General features: G+C 48.8%; 19 protein-coding genes and 1 other annotated feature. Of the genes, 7 read left to right on the top strand and 12 right to left on the bottom strand.

The genetic code is table 11. The annotated features are described in order from the left end of the window. The first annotated feature begins 30 nt into the window (after window positions 1-30). A complete protein-coding gene (locus KNQ03_RS10325) occupies window positions 31-1,278 on the top strand; it encodes a lysine N(6)-hydroxylase/L-ornithine N(5)-oxygenase family protein (RefSeq protein WP_047391148.1) in 1,248 nt (415 codons plus the stop codon). A gap of 57 nt (window positions 1,279-1,335) precedes the next feature. On the opposite strand, the gene KNQ03_RS10320 is transcribed toward KNQ03_RS10325, so the two are convergent. Together KNQ03_RS10320 and KNQ03_RS10315 are read right to left on the bottom strand one after the other, a co-directional pair. After that, window positions 1,336-2,196 (bottom strand): DUF4003 family protein, encoded by an 861-nt coding sequence (locus KNQ03_RS10320; protein ID WP_064300209.1) that lies wholly within the window; start codon window positions 2,194-2,196, stop codon window positions 1,336-1,338. 124 nt (window positions 2,197-2,320) lie between these two features. Further along, window positions 2,321-4,033, bottom strand: a complete 1,713-nt coding sequence (locus KNQ03_RS10315) for an ABC transporter ATP-binding protein (RefSeq protein ID WP_214724552.1) — start codon at window positions 4,031-4,033, stop codon at window positions 2,321-2,323. Between the two features lie 194 nt (window positions 4,034-4,227). On the opposite strand from KNQ03_RS10315, the gene KNQ03_RS10310 reads away from it, so the two are divergent. After that, window positions 4,228-5,661, top strand: a complete 1,434-nt coding sequence (locus KNQ03_RS10310) for an SH3 domain-containing protein (protein ID WP_214724550.1) — start codon at window positions 4,228-4,230, stop codon at window positions 5,659-5,661. Window positions 5,662-5,749: 88 nt separating this feature from the next. After that, on the top strand, window positions 5,750-5,929 hold the full coding sequence (locus KNQ03_RS10305; protein ID WP_029341228.1) for a hypothetical protein: 180 nt from the start codon (window positions 5,750-5,752) through the stop codon (window positions 5,927-5,929). 29 nt (window positions 5,930-5,958) lie between these two features. Here KNQ03_RS10305 and KNQ03_RS10300 read toward each other — a convergent pair whose 3' ends face one another. Further along, window positions 5,959-7,149, bottom strand: coding sequence for a helix-turn-helix domain-containing protein (locus KNQ03_RS10300; RefSeq protein WP_167507531.1), 1,191 nt, complete (start codon window positions 7,147-7,149; stop codon window positions 5,959-5,961). Window positions 7,150-7,269: 120 nt separating this feature from the next. Here KNQ03_RS10300 and KNQ03_RS10295 point away from each other — a divergent pair, with 120 nt between their 5' ends. After that, entirely contained in the window at window positions 7,270-8,538 is a 1,269-nt protein-coding gene (locus KNQ03_RS10295; RefSeq protein ID WP_214724548.1) for an MFS transporter, read from the top strand. 19 nt (window positions 8,539-8,557) lie between these two features. On the opposite strand, the gene KNQ03_RS10290 is transcribed toward KNQ03_RS10295, so the two are convergent. Further along, the gene (locus tag KNQ03_RS10290; protein ID WP_149427036.1) at window positions 8,558-9,568 is read right to left on the bottom strand and encodes an LLM class flavin-dependent oxidoreductase; all 1,011 of its coding nucleotides are present in this window, start codon (window positions 9,566-9,568) and stop codon (window positions 8,558-8,560) included. 163 nt (window positions 9,569-9,731) lie between these two features. On the opposite strand from KNQ03_RS10290, the gene KNQ03_RS10285 reads away from it, so the two are divergent. From KNQ03_RS10285 to KNQ03_RS10275, 3 genes are all read left to right on the top strand, one after another. Beyond that, window positions 9,732-10,217: a pyridoxamine 5'-phosphate oxidase family protein gene (locus KNQ03_RS10285; protein WP_058265183.1), complete on the top strand. Its 486-nt coding sequence runs from the start codon at window positions 9,732-9,734 to the stop codon at window positions 10,215-10,217. Between the two features lie 117 nt (window positions 10,218-10,334). Next, on the top strand, window positions 10,335-11,303 hold the full coding sequence (locus KNQ03_RS10280; RefSeq protein ID WP_149427035.1) for a cation diffusion facilitator family transporter: 969 nt from the start codon (window positions 10,335-10,337) through the stop codon (window positions 11,301-11,303). Continuing rightward, on the top strand, window positions 11,300-11,596 hold the full coding sequence (locus tag KNQ03_RS10275) for an MGMT family protein (RefSeq protein WP_149427034.1): 297 nt from the start codon (window positions 11,300-11,302) through the stop codon (window positions 11,594-11,596). Before KNQ03_RS10280 ends, KNQ03_RS10275 begins: the two co-directional genes overlap by 4 nt. A 63-nt stretch (window positions 11,597-11,659) precedes the next feature. Here the strand turns inward: KNQ03_RS10275 and KNQ03_RS10270 are convergent, their stop codons facing one another. From KNQ03_RS10270 to KNQ03_RS10235, 8 genes are all read right to left on the bottom strand, one after another. Continuing rightward, window positions 11,660-12,181, bottom strand: coding sequence for a pyrophosphohydrolase domain-containing protein (locus KNQ03_RS10270; protein ID WP_064300216.1), 522 nt, complete (start codon window positions 12,179-12,181; stop codon window positions 11,660-11,662). Window positions 12,182-12,242: 61 nt separating this feature from the next. Further along, the gene (locus KNQ03_RS10265; protein ID WP_214724546.1) at window positions 12,243-13,892 is read right to left on the bottom strand and encodes an aromatic amino acid hydroxylase; all 1,650 of its coding nucleotides are present in this window, start codon (window positions 13,890-13,892) and stop codon (window positions 12,243-12,245) included. Window positions 13,893-13,952: 60 nt separating this feature from the next. Beyond that, window positions 13,953-14,157: a binding site (T-box leader), on the bottom strand. A gap of 70 nt (window positions 14,158-14,227) precedes the next feature. Next, complete coding sequence (locus KNQ03_RS10260; RefSeq protein ID WP_023467731.1) at window positions 14,228-15,373, bottom strand: FUSC family protein; 1,146 nt, start codon at window positions 15,371-15,373, stop codon at window positions 14,228-14,230. 105 nt (window positions 15,374-15,478) lie between these two features. Then, on the bottom strand, window positions 15,479-17,413 hold the full coding sequence (locus tag KNQ03_RS10255) for a PTS fructose transporter subunit IIABC (RefSeq protein ID WP_214724544.1): 1,935 nt from the start codon (window positions 17,411-17,413) through the stop codon (window positions 15,479-15,481). A gap of 17 nt (window positions 17,414-17,430) precedes the next feature. Further along, complete coding sequence (pfkB, locus tag KNQ03_RS10250) at window positions 17,431-18,351, bottom strand: 1-phosphofructokinase (protein ID WP_149427031.1); 921 nt, start codon at window positions 18,349-18,351, stop codon at window positions 17,431-17,433. After that, entirely contained in the window at window positions 18,348-19,094 is a 747-nt protein-coding gene (locus KNQ03_RS10245) for a DeoR/GlpR family DNA-binding transcription regulator (protein WP_023467728.1), read from the bottom strand. Before KNQ03_RS10245 ends, pfkB begins: the two co-directional genes overlap by 4 nt. A 287-nt stretch (window positions 19,095-19,381) precedes the next feature. Then, the gene (locus KNQ03_RS10240) at window positions 19,382-20,206 is read right to left on the bottom strand and encodes a fumarylacetoacetate hydrolase family protein (RefSeq protein WP_214724542.1); all 825 of its coding nucleotides are present in this window, start codon (window positions 20,204-20,206) and stop codon (window positions 19,382-19,384) included. 132 nt (window positions 20,207-20,338) lie between these two features. Then, window positions 20,339-21,781, bottom strand: a complete 1,443-nt coding sequence (locus tag KNQ03_RS10235) for a SulP family inorganic anion transporter (RefSeq protein WP_149427029.1) — start codon at window positions 21,779-21,781, stop codon at window positions 20,339-20,341. Window positions 21,782-21,821 lie beyond the last annotated feature (40 nt).

Raw genomic sequence — 21,821 nt, 5'->3', positions numbered from 1 at the left:
AGAACAATATCGAATTGGGAGGCTTTTTCTATGTATGACTTAATCGGCATTGGCATTGGTCCGATGAATTTAGGATTGAGCGCACTTGCGCATCCGACAGATTTAAAGACGTTATTTTTTGACGAAAGCGAACAATTTTCATGGCATCCCGGCATGATGATCCAGGACTCGATGATGCAGACGAGCTTCATCTCCGATCTCGTCACACTCGCCGATCCGACAAGTTCGTTTTCCTATCTCAATTACTTACGATCGATTCACCGTCTCCACACGTTTTACTTCTATGAAAAACTTCTGATTTCAAGACAAGGTTACAACGATTACTTACGTTGGGTCGCAACACAACTTGAAGATCTCCGCTTTTCGACACGTGTCATCGACGTGCAAGACACCGGTGATAGTTTTGAAGTCCTCGTCGAAGATGTCTCGACCGGTAAACGCGAAACGTTCGAAGCACGAAACGTCGTCATCGGCACTGGTTCAAAACCCGCCATCCCAGATACGTTTGACGAACGCGTCATCCACAATACGCAATATGTCATGAACAAGGCAGATTTACTTCAGCGCAACAAAATCAGCATCGTCGGCTCCGGTCAAAGTGCCGCCGAGATTTTCCTTGATCTCTTGACGACGCCTGCTCCAGAGCGTCCTGAACTCGAGTGGATCGCGCGTTCGACACTTTTTGAGACACTTGAGACCGGCAAACTCGGAGAAGAAATTTTTTCACCGAGCTACGTCACGTATTTCAACCAGCTTCCACTCGAAGTACGACAAGAGTCGGTCAAGAAGTTTGCCCGCTCTCAGAACGGTATCAGTCCGGAGACACTTCAATCAATCTATGCCCATCTCTATGATTTGACGGAAGAGGAACAACGACAGGTCGCGATCCGCGCGAATCTCGAAGTAAAAGAAATCACCTATGATGAGCGGTTCACGATTGCGATGCAACATCAAGAACTTGAGGACGAGCGCTCGTCTGTAACAGATGCCGTCATTGCGGCAACTGGTTTTTCGCCATCCCTTCCGAGCTTCATCGACCGACTTGATATTGTATTCGAAGCACCGAATGCCTGGAAAGTCGATGCCGACTACCAAATCGTGCGTTCGGTCGAGACAGCCCATCATCTTTACGCAACTGCTAATTTAGAGCTGTCACACGGTCCGGCTGCGGATAATCTCGGGATGTCCGTCTCGCGGAACCAGTTGATCTTGAACGCTGTCGCCGGTACGGAACTGTATCCGGTCGAACGACATGCGACGTTTACGACGTTCGATTGAGTCACTAAACCAAACGAACGAGGAATGGCGCGCGCCACTCCTCGTTCGTTTTTCGTTTTACGGTTTTTTCGTCAACTCTAGTGCAGCCAGCAATAGCAACGTGGCTTGAACTCGTGTCACACCTGTTTTAGCGAGCAACAAATGAAAGGCAATCAACCAGTTGACCTCGTCTGAAAATCGATTCCGTGCCCGCTCCCGGTCGACGATCCGGGTCACGTAAATCCAGTCGACACGTTCCATTGTAGGCAGTAACGCAAGAATCGGCATTAAACGATCCCAGATGATGATTTCTCTTCGCTCTAACAGTTCCCGCCACGCAATGATTCGTTCCTGTTGCGCTGAAGGATCTGGATGCGCCGCTAAGATTTGCGCCGTAATGACACGTTCACTCGTCCGTTCCATATATTGCGCGAGCCATTCTTCCGATGTATCGACACGCTCTAAAAATTCCTCTGGTAATGGCTGCTGTTCAAGCAAGGTCGATGTCACGACGTACTGTTTCGCGGCATTCAAATGAGGTCGTGTCGCATGTAATCGTTCCATATAAGGGAACGCATCAATTCCTTGTCGACGGTTCAGCACTTCGTTGAGTGCAAAAAATGGGCGAACTCCTTTATCACGAATCAAGCGATGTTTAATCTTCTTTTCCGCAACGATGATTTCTTCGATGAGAACATCGGGATCTGTGCTATTTAATTGAACATGGGCAACGAGCAACGGTGTATAGCGGCTCCGAAGTGCTGAAAAACGCGACGTCTTATGTTTGATCGTCCGCATCAGCCGTTCGTAGACAGTTTGTTCAAAAACGGTATCATGAATCGTGTAGGACAGTGCAAAAAAACGATGGAAATCATGTGACGATTCCTCCCGCAAGACGGGATAACTCTCATCATAGTTCTCACAGAATTGACCGTACATCCTTCCACCTCGCCTTCTTTTCTATAAATCGTTTTCCCTAAAATTGTCTTGTACAACCTTATTTTTAGACGAACAAAAAAAGGCGACAGAACATGTCCGTCGCCTCTCATTCTTTCAATTCGATTCAAACTCGTTGTCTCTCTAACAGACGGGAGAAGTAACCACCTTGATCCATTAGTTCATCATGCGAGCCTTCTTCGACGATGCCGTCCTTCGTGACGACGAAAATCTTATCGGCATTTCGAATCGTTGCTAAACGGTGGGCGATAACGAGCGTCGTCCGGTTCTCAGACAGCTCGGCAAGCGATTCTTGAATCAGTGCTTCCGTTTCTGTATCAAGCGCAGACGTCGCTTCATCAAGAATCAGAATCGGTGGGTTCTTGAGGAACATCCGCGCAATCGCGAGTCGTTGCTTTTGTCCACCCGACAATTTGAGTCCCCGTTCGCCGATTTGTGTCGTATACCCATCAGGTAGATCCGCGATCATCGGACCGAGATGGGCACGTTCCGCCGCTTGCACGATGTCTTCGTGCGTCGCATTCAGGTCACCGTAGGCGATATTTTCAGCGATCGTCCCTGAGAACAAGAAGACATCCTGCTGGACGATCCCGATTTGTTGTCGCAGAGACTCCTTCGTCATCTGCCGGATATCGATTCCGTCAATCGTGATTGCGCCATCTAGAACATCGTAAAAACGTGGAATCAACGAACAGATCGTCGTCTTCCCTGCCCCTGATGTTCCGACGAACGCGACTGTCTGACCCGGTTCGACCGTCAGATTGATATTCTCTAGAATGAGACGATCGGCTTCATAACCGAACGCCACATCCTTGAATGTAATGCCACCGTTCAACCGATCAACGACGAGTGCGTCTGGCGCATCCGGAATCGATGCATCCTCATCAATCATCGAGAGGAAGCGTTTGAAGCCAGCCATCCCTTTTGGATACATCTCAAGTAATGCGGTGATTTTGTCGATTGGCTTCAGCAGGATGTTCATATAAAGAATGAATCCGACGAGTTCCCCTGCCGTTAAAGCTTCGCGATACGTCAAGTAGGCACCGACGACTAAGACGGCAAGCGTCATCACACGGGTCGTCAAGTAGATGCCGGATAGACTCTTACTCATGACCTTGTAGGCATTGATCTTCGACTGCCTGAACGTCGCGTTGTCTTTTTCAAAACGCTCGATTTCGTAAGCTTCGTTTGTGAATGACTGAACGACACGGACACCAGAGACACTGTCCTCGACGCGTGAATTGACTTCCGCGATGTTGCCATACATCCGGTCCCATGATTTATTCATCCGGACGTTCGCATAACTGATCAGCCAGATCAGGAATGGTACGGCGATGATTGTCACGAGCGCGAGTGGTACGTTGATTGTCAACATGATCGAGAATGCACCAAGCAATGTCATGACGGCAATGAAGGCATCTTCCGGACCGTGATGGGCAAGTTCCCCGATATCAAACAAATCATTCGTGATCCGACTCATGATATGACCCGTCTTCGTATTATCGAAGAAGCGGAACGACTGTTTCTGCACATGGCTGAACAGTTGACGACGCATATCGGTCTCGATATTGATCCCGAGCTTATGTCCAAAATAGTTGACGACGAACTGCATCAACGTGCTGATGATGTAGAGTGCTAATAGTCCGACGCTGACGAGGATGATCCAGTTCATCTCACCGTTTGGCAACAATGAGTCGATGAACCATTGGACAGCGAGTGGAAAAGCAAGTTCTAAAACCCCGACGAATAAGGCAGATATGAAATCGAGCCAGAATAATCGTTTGTGCGGGATATAATACTGATAAAAACGGCGTAACATGTGTAGCCTCCTTCCTAATACTCCTAGTGTACTTGAACTTTTTTGAAAATACTCATTCTACCTATTCGTTTTTTGAAAAACGGTATTACAGTTTTCCAGACAAAAATTATATTTTTAAATCAGGGGAATCAGCACTTTTTATGACAAAATGGTAACAACGATTTTCACCTATCTATTGGAAGGAGCTATGTCACGTGAAAAAGACTGTTCTCGCACTCACGACGCTCGCTTTGATCGGTACCACGGTTCCGGTTTCAGCCGCGTCAACGACACTGACTTTGACGGATAACGTCAACATTCGCACGGCTGCCTCGACTTCCGCGAAGGTCATCACGACGCTAAAAAAAGGTACGAAGCTGACAGCTGTCAAGAAAGTCAACAGCTGGTATGAAATCCGCTATCAGTCCAAACCAGCCTTCATCACTTCAGCATATGTCAAAACGACGACGGAAAAGGCTCCAACAACTACGACCTACATAACGAACACCGATGCCGTCAACATTCGCCAAAAAGCAACGACGAGTTCGAAATCACTCGGAAAACTGGCAAAGAACACAATCTTATCTGTTAAGAAAAAAACAGGAGATTGGTACCAAATCACGTATAAAAAGCAAACGGCTTACGTCCATGCGACGTTAGTCAGCAAAAAGACGTCGAACGTCACGACAGACTCCAAGCCACCAGCGACGACTCCCGTCAAAAAAGTCGTTAAAGCGGTTGATCGATCGAAAGTCTACACGGTCAATGCGAAGGAAGGCTTGAACGCACGGACTGCTGCAGCGACGAACGCAAAAATCTACAAGACATTACCGCATCAGACGGTGCTCGATGTCACAGGTGCCGTTGATTCGTGGTACCAAGTCAAGCTTGACGGAAAAGAAGCATATGTCGCTTCGACCTATGTCAAAGCTTCAACAAAAGCATCACCACCAACAACACCGACGACTCCCGGAGTCTCTTTGACGCCAGTTGATGCCTCGAAGACGTATCGCGTCAATGCACCAACCGGGCTGAACGTCCGCACATTGCCTTCGACGTCGTCTAAAGTCTTCACACAAGTCGGACACGGTTCGACAGTCAATGTCACAGGTGAAACGACAGGTAAAGATAGCGGCTGGTACCAGATCAAGATCGGAACGGGTCTCTACTATGTCGCGAAGAGTTACATCACGACGGGATCCGTCACGACGACGCCTCCGGTCACTCCGACGACACCTCCTGTGACGACCGTTCCTGGTTCGACATTGATGGAACGTGCCATCTCGATTGGTCAACAATATCTCGGTACACCATACGTCTGGGGATCAAGTAACCCCGTTAATGGTGGATTCGACTGCTCTGGATTCATTAACTATACGTTGAATGCCGCTGGCTATGCAGTCGGACGAACGAACGTCAACGGCTACTGGAACGATGATCGGTACCTCGGAGCGAAGTTATCAAAATTACGTCAACCGAAGCGCGGCGATATCATCTTCTTCGAAAACACATATGCTGCTGGTCCGACGCATATCGGAATCATGCTGAACAACGATCAGTTCATTCATGCCAATACACCGGCACTCGGCATCAGCCGTGTATCGGAACGTTACTGGACACAAAAACTGTTAGGGTTTAAATCACTTTAAACATTTCCTCATCCATCCCTTAGGATGGATGTTTTTTGTCTTCTCACTTTACTTTGGGATATACTGGATATGGAAAGGATGTGTCTGCATGTCTTATAAAACACTTTATGTTCGGCTCCTCTTTCTTGCCTTATTGATTTTTGGTGGCTCGATGATCTTGCATTATATCCAGACGGGAGACGTCTATGTCGGTCACTTGATTGTTTCCGTCGTCGCATGCGTCTTATTGATCTTCAGAAGAACGACATCCTCACACGAACAGGCATGAAGCGCACTCGCTTCATGCCTGTTTTTTCGTCATTGAATATTAACCAATGTTTGTATCTCTCGCTCAAGATCGCCTTTGAGGCGTTCACTTTGAAGATCATCCTTCAATCGTAAGACATCATTCAGCCGTTCCTGACCGACACCTTGTTGCATCGCCAGTACGAGCGTCCGCAACATCATCGCTTGGTCGAACCCACTCGCCGCAAGCCAGTCATCTTGCATCTCCCATATCTTATCGACGCTCTGCTGAAGCGTCTGATTCGGTAATTCGATGCCGTTCACAAGGAGATGGACTTCGAGTTGTCCGATGTAATGTTTCGCGTCGTCGATCGCCACAGTAACGAGTTTTTCCCACGCCATCTGCATGCCGGTCGTATCGTTTTCAAAAATCGCGATGAGTCCTTTCGTCAAATCGACTTCAATCCGTCCAACGGCAGTCGTTTCACTAAATGCAAAAAACTGCTCCAATCGATCAAACTCTTGCTGTGATTGTTCGATTTCCCCTTCTAGATATAAAAACAGTCCGAGAAAACGTTGAAACGAAATGACATGATAATAGACATCTTGCTCCCGCATATACTGAACCCCTTCACGCAATAAGGCGATCGCTTCTGTGTAGTGATCATCGAACAAACTTGCTCGAAGTGCACGCAAGATTTGGAAATTTAAATAGGTTTTCGGTGCAAGTGGAATCTCGCGTGGTACATCCATTGCTTCGATCAGCTCGTATGCTTCCTTTGTCCGTTTGAGATTGAATAAAAAATAGACTTTCGAGATCTGAACGAGCAACTGCTCATCTTGACGACCGAGCTGTCGAAAAATCTGCTCCGCTTGGTCGTAATACGTCAAACCAAGCTCCGGATTCTTCGTTCGGAGGGCATCGCCGTATTTATGGTAGACCTGCCCTTGCCAATAAGAAGTCGTTTCCGGAACCAAGTAAGGTTTTAGCAGTTCCTGAATTTTTTCGTCTGAAAAATATGGGGTATGCCGCGAACGGATTGTTTCGATGAGTTCCCGCATCTGAACATCCCGCGGATCAAGCATCAATTCTTCGACCGTCACCTGTAATCGCCTAGCAATCGCCTGTAGTGCGGGTACAGACGGTGTCGCTTTCCCATTCTCGACCATACTGAGCATTGACTTCGTGATGATGCCGGTCGCAACATCCGTTTGCGTCATTTTTTTCTGTTTTCGGATCTGTTTGATACGTTCCCCTAACACACTAGTCACTCCTTTTATCATAAAAGTTAAATTATATTGAACTTTATCTTTACATTTTTCTTCCACTCCTTTATTCTACACTAAAGTTCAATAAAATTTAACTCTGAAGGAGTGAACAGGATGTCATTTAATTTAAAGCGTGTCTTATTCGGAAAGTTTTGTTCATTATTCGCAGCTAGTCTCTTTACGTTCGTCGCCGGATTAACCGTCTTACGGGAAACATCGTCTGGTTTTCAGTTTGCGCTCGTCCTGCTTGCAGGATCAGTGCCACGGATTTTGCTCTCACCGGTTGCTGGTGTCCTCGCTGATCGTTGGAACCGGAAACGAATCATCGTCATGACCGAAAGCTTAAGTGCACTCGTCTTGTTTGGACTTTTGTTCTATTCGCTACTAGCCCCTCTACATACCGTTCATTACATCGTTGCTAGTGTCCTCTTGACGAGCCTGTCGACGTTCCTGTCCGTTACCTTATCAAGCTCGTTACCGCGACTCGTAGAAGAAGAGGAGTTACAACGCGGGAACGCACTCTTCTCGACGATTCAATCGACCTCAACGATCACTGCTCCACTCGTTGCGGGATTGCTCATCGCCACTGTCTCCATCACGCAATTCTTGATCTTACCGTTTCTCTTGTTTGCCTCTGCTGCCTGGTGGAATAGCCGCCTCCGCTTTCTTGCAGTGGATACCTCTCCTCTAGCTACTACCGATACTCCGTCTTTCGTCTCGGAGTTTAAAGAGGGCTACCGCTATCTGTTCCGTCAACCAGTATTGACGACACTCGTCCTGATGGCGATCGTCCTGAACTTCTTTTTTGTCGCTTTCGAAATCTTGTTACCGATCATCTTGCTCGATCGACTGCAATTCACACCATTTCGGTTTGGAATGGTCGAGTCCGCACTAGGTGCCGGTCTTCTTGTCGCTTCGTTGCTTCTTGCTTTACCTCGCTTTACGGTGAAACGTTCGTTACGCACGATATTCGAGTCGCTCTTTTTAATCGCCTCTTGTTATGCGCTTCCTGCACTTGCTCTACTCGGCTATGTTCCATCTGCTCTACTACTACCTTTTTTCATGATTCTATTATTCATCGACGGCATGCTCGTCTTACGGATGAACATTCCACTACAGCTCATCGTTCAAAAACAGACCGATCCGGCTTACCTCGGACGTGTCATCGGTGTGCTGGAATCGATTGCAATGGCGATGATGCCGATCGGTACCCTATTGTTTGGTTTACTCAGTGATCATGTATCTATCATCGTGCTACTTGGAGTCGGTACAGTCGGCTTATTCGGTGCAGCATCATTCGGATTCCTCCGACTTCGTAAAGACATCTTATCCGAGAGCATTCCTGTAGCAGAAGCAAAAAACACGTCCTCCCTCACTTCGTGAGAAAGGACGTGCGTATCGGTCAGACCGTCGCTTTGACGGCATCCATGATTAATTTCAATGATTGTTGTTTTGCTTCCTTGTCAGCGATCATCGAAGCGATCATTACTTCGTCTGTGCCATAGGAATCAGCGAGCTCTTGCAATTGTTTTGCAACGGATTCCGGGTTACCAACGATCATCCGCTTCCGGTTTTCAGCGATCCGGAATTGGTCTTGGAACGTATACGGATACGCCGCTGCCTCTTCTGGAGTTGGCGTTCCTGTCGACGAGACCCCTTTTTCAAGTAGGAGGAGTGACAGATCCAGGCTTGAAGCTAACCGTTCTGCTTCTTCCGTCGTTTCAGCACACGTCACGAAGATCGAGACGAGCGTTTGTGGTGTCTCATTGAACGACGTCGCCATGAAGTTATGACGGTAGTAGTCCATCACTTCTTGTCCACCTTGTCCATTGATGAAGTGAGCAAAGGCAAATCCGAATCCGCGTTGTGCGGCGTTCAAGGCACTACCACCACTTGATCCAAGCAACCAGCCTTCTGGTGTCGTATCGACTTCTGGTGTTGCGACGAGTCCCGCGAACCGGTGTCCGGCAGGCGCTCCGTCTTTCAAGTAATCGACGAGATCATCGAGTTGTTCGCCGTAATCGGCTCCACCAAAACGTGGCGACGATCCTTCTTGCAACGCACGTGTAGCAAGCGGCATACCGCCCGGTGCCCGACCGAGGCCAAGGTCGATCCGGTTTGGTGCAAGCCCTTCAAGGACACGGAAGTTCTCTGCGACTTTATAGGCACTGTAATGCGGCAACATGACACCCCCTGAACCGAGGCGAATCTGTTTCGTCACTGCCGCCATGTAGGCGATCAAGACTTCCGGGCTTGAACCAGCCAGTGTTTTAGCGAAGTGGTGCTCAGATACCCACAAGCGATGATAGCCGAGTTCGTCCGCGATTTTCGCGAGCTCGACCGTTTCGTGTAAGGCAGCAGATGGGGATTGTCCTTTAGAGACCGGGGATTGGTCTAAAATACTAAGTTTCATGTATGTCTCTCCTTTTTCTTTCGAATGCGTACCTACACTGTACGCCTCCTCGTTGTACGGTGCAACGAAACTGCTTCTTTCTGTCATGGGGACGTTTTCATTTTGAAATTCAGGGAACAATGCCTAAGTGAGCATAAAAATCTAACGAATGAGGTGGAGTTACATGTCAACCCATACTACAAATCAAGAAGCAGTCGAAACGGTCAAGAAACTGATTGATAAAATCGAAACAGCGATGCTGACGACGATTTCAACAGAAGGGCTCGTATCGCGTCCGATGCAAACGCAGGATATCGAATTTGATGGCGACCTCTGGTTCCTCACTTCAAAAGAAACAGACAAGTATCAAGAACTACTTAAGAATCCGAGTGTTAACGTCGCATACGTCGACAAATCATACGTCTCGATCCGTGGGACAGCAGAACTCGTCGAAGACATCGAACGAAAAAAAGAGCTCTGGAGCCCACGCTACGAAGCATACCTTGGAACGACATACGAAGATCCGAAAGTCGTCTTGATCAAGGTCAACACGGAAGCTGCTGAATACTGGGAAACGGGAAACACGACGAAGTCCGTCAAACAAGTCTTGAAGAAAGTCGTCGGCAAAGACGATGAGAACGAAATCAATAAAACAGTCGACTTGTCTTGACGAGTTAAACCCGCGCAGCTTGCGTGGGTTTTTTCGTGTGAAGATAGTCGTTTTTCTCAAAATGATGTAACATAATAAAGTGAACTAATACGTAACTTAACTAAAAGGAGTACAATCATGGGAGAATTTTTTACATTATTACGCCGGGGAAACCGGTCGGCGCTGACGGCAGGCATCGTTAACTCCGTCATCGCTATCATCAAGGCAATTGCCTACGTCCTGACGGGAAATGTCGCGATGTTCGCGGAGATGATGCATACGCTCGGGGACGCTGCCAACCAATTTTTTGTCTTCATCGGTTCTGCCCTCAGTAAAAAGGCACCGACGAAACGATTCCCGAACGGCTTCGGTCGTCTCGTCAATCTCGTCTTGCTCGGTGCCATCCTCTTCGTCGGTATCATGGCGTACGAGACAATTCATGAAGGGATCGCCCACATCATCGAACCGACGGAATCAACTGGCTTTTGGATCACGTTGTCTGTCTTGTTCGTCGGTGTCGTCTTAGAGAGTGGCGTTTTCGTGAAAGCGATGCAAGAGATCGCACACGATGCGAAGTTAGACTCGAAAGGACCACGCTTGATTCTTGACAGCTTTCGCTCACTCAAACAAGCAAAACCCGCCACACGCCTTGTGTTTCTGGAAGATTTGGTCGCAACGGCCGGTGGCATCGTCGCAATGATTGCCGTCATCATCTCGCATGTAACACCGTTTCATCAGGCAGAAGGAATTGCTTCGATCCTCATCGGACTGATGATGTTTTACGTCGTTGGGAATGTCTTCCTGCAAAACGCAGCTGGTGCACTAGGTGAAGCCGATGAGACGATGGCAGCACGTCTCGGTGGACTAATCATGAAGGACCCTGACGTCAAGGACATCAGTAAACTCGAAGTCATTAAGGAAGGCGATCATTTCCACGTCGAAGTCGAGATTGAAGTCGACCCGACGTTGACAATCGCACAAGCGGACGACATCAAGGACCGTCTCGAACTCCAGATTCGCCTGCAACAAGGTATCATCGATGTGACGATTGGATTTGATGAAGACGATAAGATTCAACAGTATGTCGTTGCTACGGACGAAACATGACACCATTCACGCAAGATGTCCTGATTATCATTCGTTCGATCCCTGCTGGTCGGGTCATGACGTACGGGCAAGTCGCTCGACTCGCCGGTCATCCGCGTAGCGCCCGACAAGTAGCGCGGATTCTTCACAGTATGAGTAAGACGGAACGTCTACCGTGGCACCGCGTGCTTGCTGCTGGCGGAAAACTATCGCTTGAAGGCGATGAACAGCGACTGGCACTTGAAGCAGAGGGGGTCGAGTTCCTGACCGCCCGTCAACTCGATTTATCGCGTTATCAAGTCAAAAGTGAATAGATACAACAAGAGAGGGATGACCGGTTCGCAGACCAGTCATCCCTCTCTTTTTATCGTCATGAATCACGCTTTCGACGTACTCGAAGCTACAGCGATTTGCCGACGTACTTCTGCTTCTAATTGTGGTTCCGGTGGTTGCCAGCCTTCCGGTTTCATGACCTTTTGGTCCGATTCCCGGAAGATTGGTTTTCCGTCCGGTCCAAGCTTCGCCATGTTCGCACGCTGGACGATCTCGAACAATGGAGCCGGATCAAGCCCGATCTCAACGAAGCTTCCCATGATGAAGTAGAGGGCGTCCGTCAAGGCATCCCCTTGTCCGACGAGCCGTTCGACATCTGTTTCGGGTTGTTTCATCTGAAGCGATTTTTCGACCGCTGTATCAAGTCCTGACTTGAAACGTTCGATCGCTTCGAGAAATTCTGCTTCACTCGTCGCCGATTGATGTAGGAACTCAACGACCGCTTCTTCTGCCGTCCAGGTCGAGCGTTTGATTCCACGATCGACCGTCATAGGTGTTGGCGTCGTTGCGCCAGGGTGTGAAAACACACGGTGGAATTCCTTTACGTCTTGATAATAATTTGTCATAACCGATCATCCCCTTTTACCGAATGTCTCCATTCTAACAGGTTCAGAACCGGAGTTCGACTCATTGATGAACGACGTCGAGTAAGGCCATCCCACGCGTGATCAATTCATCTCGCTGCTCAGATGTCGCTTTTAAGCGCTCGAGATCTGCAATCAGACGTGGTTGATCGACTTCATCCGCTAACTCAAGTAATTCAAGACGGAGTAACCAAGCGTCCGGTAACTGGACGAGTGTCTGATCGATCAGTTGCGGTAACCGTTCTCGTCCGGCACGACCTTCGCGAATCTCGCGGACGACTTCGAAGATCGGATCAGCCGCTGTCAACGGACGTTCGATTCGTTCGAACTCGACCGTTTCCGGAATCGGCTTCAGTGCTTCAACTTCCGTTCCCGGGAATGCTGACGTGATGTCACCGACGATCAATTCCATCCGGTCCATCGTCATCGTTTTCCCGTCGTTTGCAAGCGTCGCTGCTTCTAAGACGACGAGCGCCCGATTTCCATTGACGTTTTGAATCGCTGTGATGTCTCCTGTGACATGAACATTTCCTTCCGCCCAGTCGAGACGTTCACCGACTTTGACTTGCATCAATACTTCGTTCAATTCCTTGCCGTGAAGGAGTGTAAAGCCTTCCGGATGATCTGCAAGTCCTTGACCTGTCAACACTTCACCGTTCGCAGCAAGCGCTGTCGGTCCAGTTAGTTTGACGAGATGCAGCGAATCGTGAATCTCTTGCGTTTCAGGAACACCGACAAGCGAGAGACCACTGTCGAAGACGAGCGTCGATAGGTTACCTGATTCGACCGCTTTCGTCAGTCCGTGGATACCACCGCGGATGTAAGACATCGACTGTGCGAATTCTTCGAGTGCATCGCGGAGCTGTTCGAACGATTCACAGACGAAGAGTTCTTTTTGCATGCTCGTCACGTCATGTTTCGTCGCAAGTGCTTTCTCAAGCGAGAATGGATGTTTAACGACCGCGTCCGTCAAACAGTGGCGACTTTCACCGACGGATGATAAAAGACCTGCCCCGTAGATTTGTGGGTTGTCGATATCACCAATCAGACCGAATTCAACCGTCCACCAGAACAGACGTGAGATTTCGTTCGCTTCCGAAATCCCTTTGACGTGTGTCCGTGTCTCCGCGAGTTCGACTTCAGCTTGTTCGATATCGGCTGGCGTCGAGAACGGGCTCTCTTTGACGATCGTCAATTTCTTTAGTGCCTTGAACACGTCATGCTCGGCTTTATGGTTAAAGGCATGTGCTCCGATCTCACCGAAGCGTCGAACGAATTCCGCGTAGACCGGATTCATCAAGATTGGCGCATGCCCTGCTGCTTCATGCAAGATATCTGGCGCTGGTGTGTAAAGGATGTTATCGACCTTCCGAATGTCGGTCGCAATCGGCAAGAGACCGTGCCCTTGAAAATCGAAGAAGGCGACACCAGGAATGAGACCATCAACAGCGACTGTTCCCCAGCCACCACGGCTTAGGTTCGCTGTCATCTCACGCACGTCTGGAATCCGTTCCGGGCTGATGCCCGATGCAGCAAGCCCTTCGAGGTATGCCGGATGTGCTGTATCTTGTAATGTATTTAAATTCAGTCGCATGACGTATCTCCAAACGGCATGATCCGTTGGTGTGTAGTCTTCGTAGTGCTGTGGTGCGACGTGTGGACGTAAATGACTTGGAATGATTGGTGTAGACATATGAGTTCCCCCTTGAATGAATGATAGATAACAAAAAAGCCCCTGCCGAACATATTGTTCGACAGGGGCGACGAAAGCCGCGGTACCACCCTGATTACCCAGTCATCGACTGAGTCACTCATGATCGGGATAACGGTTTGCTCCGCTCGCTTACGCAAGAAGCTCAGAAACTGTAATTCAACACCATCTGTGTACACGTTCGCAGCGCCACGTGCTCTCTGAAACAGGGAGATGGTCTTTACTTCGGTTTCATCATCGCTTAATCTTTCGTTCTGTTATGCTGTTATACTGTTATGCTTTTAGCAAGTAAAGTATCGTTAAGGAGGACTATACGCTTACTTTTTACTTTCGTCAATGGCTTTTTTACGTTTAAATCGATTAAATGTTTTATCGCGGACTGATTTTTGTTCGATCGTCAGTGATGTGATATGACGACGAAGCGCACCGTTGAGCCGTTTTTCGAATGCTTCAAGCTCTTGGATCCACTCATTCATCGAGACGACGATCGGTAAGATTTCCATGATGACTTCTTCCTCGAGTTCATCGCGGTCAAGGAAAGAGTGCTTGACGAAGGCGATGTTCTCTTTGACGAGATCCTCCATCGCGAGTGGTTCTTCCGTCAACAAGAGATCATATGTCAGCAAGACCTTCTCTTGTCGCTGTGCGATATGCATCAAGTGATAAAACAATTCACTCCGAAGATCGTCCGCAATCGAGTCAAGGGCCTTCTCTCGCTCTCTGAAGCGCTCTGCCGTCGCGACACCACGTTCGAGGCACGATTGCATATGTTTGAGAATCAAGAGGTTCCGTAAGAGCGAGGCGTGCTTCTGACGCGTTCCTCGAATCTCTTCCTTGTGTAGGTTGAACAAGTTTTGTGTCTCAAGGAGCGAATTTGACATTTTATCAATCGCTGCCCGGTATGGAGCAACTTTTCCTTCGAAGGCAATCGCTCGCGTGACGACGAGCAGCTTTTCGAAGAGTTTCGTCGCTTTTTGATAGTAGACATTGCCATAGCGCGGCGGGAAGATCAGCGCATTGATGCCAAGCGCACAGCCGATCCCGAGCATGACGAGCAAGTAACGGATCAAGACGACTTGCCAAAGTGGCTCGGTCGCTGTCGCCACACTTTCGAGAATGACGATGATCATCAAAACGACGTGTGGAATCGTCCGCCCGAAACCAAAGGCTAGCAAGATCGAGATCGCTGCCATGATGACGATTCCGATCGCAAGCGGATTCGCTGGATTATCCCCTAAAATCCAAAGTGCGAGTAAAGTCAAAAAGGCACCAATCAAGTTGGCTTCTGCTTCCTCGAGAAATTGTTTCCATGTCTGATAGACCGAAGGCAGGAGTGTCGTCGCTGCCGAGATTGCAGGCAGGATCGGGCTGAGGTTGAACAGATTACTGATCAACAGCGCCAAGATGACCGCAAGACCTGTCTTGATGGTCCGTGGTCCGATTTGTAAGGATTGTCCACCCATGTCCATCCCTCCTTCTTATTCAGTATGCCCTCTATTCTTCACCGTTAGCCGTCAAAATTCAACAAAAAATCCCCTCCGCTTGAAAACGGAGAGGATTTAGATGAATTATGATGCTTTCGTACCTGTTCCTTCTGTCATTTCCGCTTTCGCGACCGATTGGTCAACAAGCGGTTTTTTAAGGAAGGATAGGATTGCCGCACCGACGAGTGAACCGATGAGGATCGCACCCGCGTAACCGACGATCGCCATGACCGTACCTGATGGACCATCAAGTAACGGGAAGACGAAGATACCGCCGTGTGGTGCCGGGAGCAAGACGCCGAAGACGATCGTCAACGCACCAGCGATCGCTGAACCAATGACACTTGACGGAATGACACGGAGTGGATCGGCTGCTGCGAATGGAATCGCACCTTCTGTGACGAACGATGCACCCATTGCGTAAGCAGCGATACCTGCTTCACGTTCTTGCGGCGTGAATTTCTTACGTGCGAACAATGTTGATGAGAAGGCCACGATGAGTGGTGGAACCATCCCACCTGCCATGACGGCTGCCATGACTTCCGTGTTACCTGCTGTAAGAGCAGCTGTACCGAAAACGTATGCTGTTTTGTTGATCGGACCACCCATGTCGATTGCCATCATACCTGCGACGAGCATACCGAGGAGGATTGCGTTCCCACCACTGAGTCCGTTCAGTGAATCCGTGAGCCATGTCATGAACTTCGCGATCGGCTCATTGATGACGAGTAACATGATCATCCCTGTGATGAATGAACCAAACAGTGGATAGAGCAAGACTGGTTTGATTCCTTCAAGAGCTGCCGGGAGACCTTTGAAGACTTTAACGAGTAAGAGCACAACGTAACCAGCAAGGAAACCGGCAATCAATCCACCGAGGAAACCAGCATTACCACTGCTTGCAAGGAAACCAGCGATCAGACCAGGAGCAAGACCTGGTTTATCAGCGATCGACATCGCAATGAATCCAGCGAGAATCGGAATCAAGAGACCGAACGCGGCTTGTCCGATCGTCATTAACTGAGCAGCGAACTCGTTGTATGACGGATCATCCGGGTTCGCAGAGTTGATTCCCCAGAAGAAGCTGATCGCGATCAAGAGACCACCAGCGACGACGAGTGGCAACATTGCGGATACCCCACTCATTAAGTGTTTGTAGAATCCACCACGAGCTGGTTTTGAACTTTCGCTTGAACCGCTCGCTTTATAAACAGGTGCGTCCTGTTTGACGGCACGGTTGATTAATTCTTGTGGTTTACGAATTCCTTGTGCGACCGGTACTTCAACGACGTGTTTCCCGTTGAAGCGATCCATCTCAACCGCTTTATCCGCAGCGACGATGATCGCTGTCGCATCGTTGATGTCTTGTTGTGTCAAACCGTTCTTGACGCCTGTCGAGCCGTTCGTCTCGACTTTGATGCGGACACCCATCTCTTCTGCTTTTTGGCGAAGGGCATCAGCCGCCATATACGTGTGTGCAATCCCTGTCGGACAAGCTGTGACAGCAAGGATATACGGTGCGTCTTGGTCAACATTGTCGCTTGAGACGTCAACTGGACCTTCTTCTTCACGTTCCTTCGCTTCGATTGCTGCGATGACTTCGTCTTTCGTTTTAGCCGCAAGGATCGTATCGCGGAAGTTCATATCCATCAGATAAACCGATAGCTTCGAAAGTGTTTCAAGGTGCGCATTATCTGCGTTCTCACCCGCTGCGATCATGAAGAACAACCGACTTGGTTGACCATCGAGTGCTTCGTAGTCAACACCTGCCGAACGACCGAAAGCGATCGCTGGTGTTTTGACTGCTGCTGTTTTTGCGTGTGGAATGGCAATGCCTTCCCCTAAACCTGTCGTACTTTGCGCTTCCCGTGCGAGAATCGCTTCTTTATATGCCGAGCGATCGTTCAGTTTTCCTGCCCGATCGAGGACGTTGACGAGTTCGTCGATGACAGCGGCTTTAGATGACGCTTGTAAATCGAGCTGAATCGTATCACGTGTCAAGAGATCAGTAATTTTCATGAGTAGTCACACTCCTTTTAGGATTGAATGAGTTCAACGACGTTGACGTCTTTGATGAGACGATCGATATCTTCCTTCGTACAAAGACCAAAGGAATAAGCAGACGCGCTACCAGTCGTCACCGCATAGCGGAACGCTTCTTCTGGTGATTTACCGAGCGCGTGGCTGGCGACGAATCCAGCAACGAGTGAATCTCCGGCACCGACGGAATTGACGAGCTTCCCTGCCGGTGTGTTTGCCGTATAGGCACCTTGACGATTGACAAGTAGTGCTCCGTCTCCTGCAAATGAGATGACGACGTTCTCGGCACCACGCTCGACGAGCTGCTGGGCGTATGGAACGGCCATCTCCTTCGACGTAATCTCGACGTCGAAGATTTCACCGAGTTCATGGTGATTCGGCTTGATTAAAAATGGACCGAGCGGTAAGACTTCAAGCATCGCTTCCTTCGTCGTATCGACAGCGAAGCGGACGTTCCGTTCATTCAGGATCGTCGCGATATGACGATAGAGATCATGCGGCAGACTGCTTGGGATACTACCTGCGAAGACGACGATGTCACCGGCTTCCATCGTCTTGAATCGGGATAATAAATGCTCCAGCTCTTCCGGTTGAATCTTCGGTCCCGCTGCATTCAACTCAGATTCTTGATCGGCGCGAATCTTTACGTTGATCCGCGTCTCATCTTGAATCGGTGTGAAGTCCGTCAACACGCCTCGTTTCTCGAGTTCCGTCCGGATGAATTGTCCGGTACTTCCTCCAAGAAATCCGAGTGCTTGTGTTTCCACCTCATAGTTTTTTAGGACGAGAGAGACGTTGATCCCTTTCCCTCCGGCCACTTTTTCCGCCTGTTCGACACGATTGACTTGTCCTGCCTCAAATACCGGTAACGTGACATAATAGTCGATTGATGGGTTGAGTGTCAGTGTATAAATCATTTCGCGTTCACCACCTCTGTGTATTGACTGTATTTCGCTTCTTGCTCACTGGATGTCGTCGTGATGATCGTCGCCGCTTGCAAGGACGCCACACGACTGAAACTGATCGCATCCAGCTTCGTCTCATCGACGAGTACATACGATTGTTTTGCTAATTCGATCGCTGTCTTCTTTACGAGTGCCTCTTCCGGATCTGGTGTCGTGAAGCCTTGTGCCGGATGAACACCGTTCATCCCAAGGAACGCGACATCAAAATGGTAAATCAACATTCCTTCACGTGCGTTGTAACCGACGAGTGCTTGCGTTGAATGCTTGAGTTGCCCTCCGACGACGAACGTCGGGATACGGTGATAGAGTAACGTGTTCGCTAGAGGAAGACTGTTCGTTACGACCGTAATCGCCTTCTCTTCGAGATACGGAACGATGGCAAGCGTCGTCGTTCCGGCATCGAGATAGACATACATCCCGTCTTCGATCAGATCGGCAGCCGCTCGCGCGATCCGTTCCTTCTCTTCGACGTGTTGGTCACTCTTCTCGAAATAACTCGGTTCTTCAATTTGCAAATGGTTCGCTGTCGCTCCCCCGTGCACCCGACGCAGATGACCTGCTGTCTCGAGTTGTGATAAATCCCGACGAATCGTGGATTCACTCGCACCGGTTTGTTCGACGATCTTTTGCATCTTGACGACTTCTTCTCGGGCTAAAAGCTCAAGGATGAGTTGATGGCGTTTTTTGGTTAACATAAGGTTTCCCTCCGCATCTTTAATATAAAGCGTTTACATCTAAAAATCAATCAAAAACGTTCAAAATTTATATAAATTCTTTATAAAACGTTCAAAATACGACTTTTTTCGACATGAAAACGTTCTTATAGTTTCATTATACATCAAAAACGGTCATTTTATGACTGTTTTATTGGTTAGAATCAATCATTTTTTAAATTTTTGATGATTTTCACAAAATAAAAAACCACTTTCCAAAGCAACTTGGAAAGTGGTGAATGAAAATCGGTCATTTCAGTCATCTTCGTTCACTGGACTTCATTTTGCAAGCGACCGATTCCTTCAATCGATACTTCGACGACATCCCCTGTCTGAAGGTAGACCGGTAGTTTCATGCCGTGACCCACACCAGCCGGAGTGCCTGTCGCAATGATGTCCCCTGCTTCAAGTGTCATCCCGCGTGACACTTCAACTAAAATCGTTACGACATCACGCAACATCAAGGCCGTTGATCCCGATTGACGGAGTTCCCCGTTCACACGCGTCTCGACAAGGACGTCACGCGGATCAAAGCTGTCCGCTGAGACGATGACCGGTCCGAACGGACAGAACCCATCGAGTGATTTGCCACGGAAGAACTGGACGTGTTCTTTTTGTAAGTCCCGCGCTGTCACATCATTGACGATACTGTAGCCAAACACGTGATCAAGTGCATTCTCAGGTGTCAGATCACGCCCCGTCGTGCCGATGATGATGGCGAGTTCACCTTCATAATCCAGTTGCTGTGTCAAATCCGCATGCCGCTCAATCGATTCGAACGGACCAACGATCGATGTCGGTGCTTTCGTGAACAAGACGAATTTCCCCGCTCCCGCCGTATCCATCTCCTTGATATGATCGGCGTAGTTCTTGCCGACACAGATGACGTTTCGTGCCGGAATATACGGTGCCAGTTTTCGAACATCCCCTTTAAGTAGTGGCGCGATATCTAAATCAAGATCAACATCGAACTCACGTGAAATCACTTCAAACAATGAATCCGTATAGACTTGTGCCGTCACATCATATGTAGAACCATCCCGTTCAACCCCGATCCCTACTTTTCCTTCTTGCTCAAATCGAAACCATTTCATCTTAACTGCCCCCTTTTGTTTTTAGTATAGCGAAACCAATCAACGGACGCACTTCTCATCGTCAATCTGAAGGAAACAAAAAAAGCGGTCGACATCGTGTCGACCGCTTCTTCCTATCCTCTTCCTTTTTCCTTATGCGATTCGCTGCGCTAATCGATCGACGAGCGCTTGCGACTCTTCGTTCAATCCAACGAGTTCAACTTTTTTGCCAAGTCGTTCGTATTTCAAGACGACGTTTTCGATTGCTTCGATAGCGGAATCATCAAACAAGTGACACGCTGAGAAATCAAGCGTGATGACGGATGATGGATCAGTTTCGAGCTGAAACTGTTCTGCAAATGCTGTCGTCGATGCGAAGAACAACGGTCCACGAATCGTATAACGGACTCGATCTGTTTGCTCCTTGCGCTCGACTTGAATACGAGAAATTTTGGACGCAAATAATAACGCAGCAAGTAAGATCCCGACAAGAACGCCCATTGATAAATCGTTCGTCAATACGGTGACGAGAACGGTTGCGAGCATGACAGCAGAATCACTCTTCGGTGACGTCTTGAGCATCTTAAATGAGCCCCAGTCAAACGTCGCATACGAGACGAAGAACATGACACCGACGAGCGCTCCCATTGGAATCGTCATCAATAGATCGTTCATCGTGAACATCAACAGCATCAGGAACACACCTGCTGTCAACGTCGACAAGCGACCACGCCCACCAGACGTGACATTGATGACCGACTGACCGATCATTGCACAGCCCGGCATGCCACCGAACACACCTGCGATGATATTCGCAATTCCTTGTCCGCGTGATTCCATCGCTTTGTTCGACGTCGTATCCGTCATCTCATCGACAATTCGTGCTGTCAGCAACGATTCGATCAACCCGACGAATGCAAGTGACAATGCATACGGGAAGATGATTTGGAGCGTCTCAAGCGAGAACGGAACATCCGGCAAGAAGAAGCTTGGTAACGCCGCTTCGATTTGCCCCATGTCCCCGATGACTCGTGTATCGAGTGAGAAGACGACCGTCAACACTGTCATGATCGTGATCGCAACGAGTGGTGCCGGGATCGCTTTCGTCACGCGTGGGAATAACAAGATGATGGCGAGTGATGCGGCGACCATTGCGTACATGATCCAGTTCTGTCCTTCGAATTGCGGCAGTTGTGCCGAGAAAATCAAAATCGCTAAAGCATTGACGAATCCGACCATGACGGATCGAGGAATGAACCGTAATAACTTAGCAATTCCTAAAAATCCGAACGCGATTTGTAGAATTCCGGCAAGGATACCGGCAGCTAGTAAATAATCGACACCATGGTCCTTGACGAGCTGGACGACGACGAGTGCCATCGCACCGGTCGCAGCTGAAATCATTCCGGGACGACCGCCGGCAATCGAGATGACGATCGCAATGATGACGGAAGCGTATAAACCGACCATCGGATTAACGCCAGCGATCAGCGAAAACGCGATTGCTTCCGGAACGAGTGCCAAGGCAACGACGATTCCGGATAGCAAATCCGCTTTTGGTTGCAGGAACCACTCTTTTTTCCATTGAGTAAACATATGATGATTGAGACCCCTTTTCTAACATGAATGGTCTCAG

The organism is Exiguobacterium sp. s143 (assembly GCF_018618895.1).
Lineage (GTDB): Bacteria > Bacillota > Bacilli > Exiguobacteriales > Exiguobacteriaceae > Exiguobacterium_A > Exiguobacterium_A abrahamii.
The sequence above is the reverse complement of the archived record's forward strand: the minus strand, read 5'-3'. Positions and strand labels throughout refer to the sequence as shown.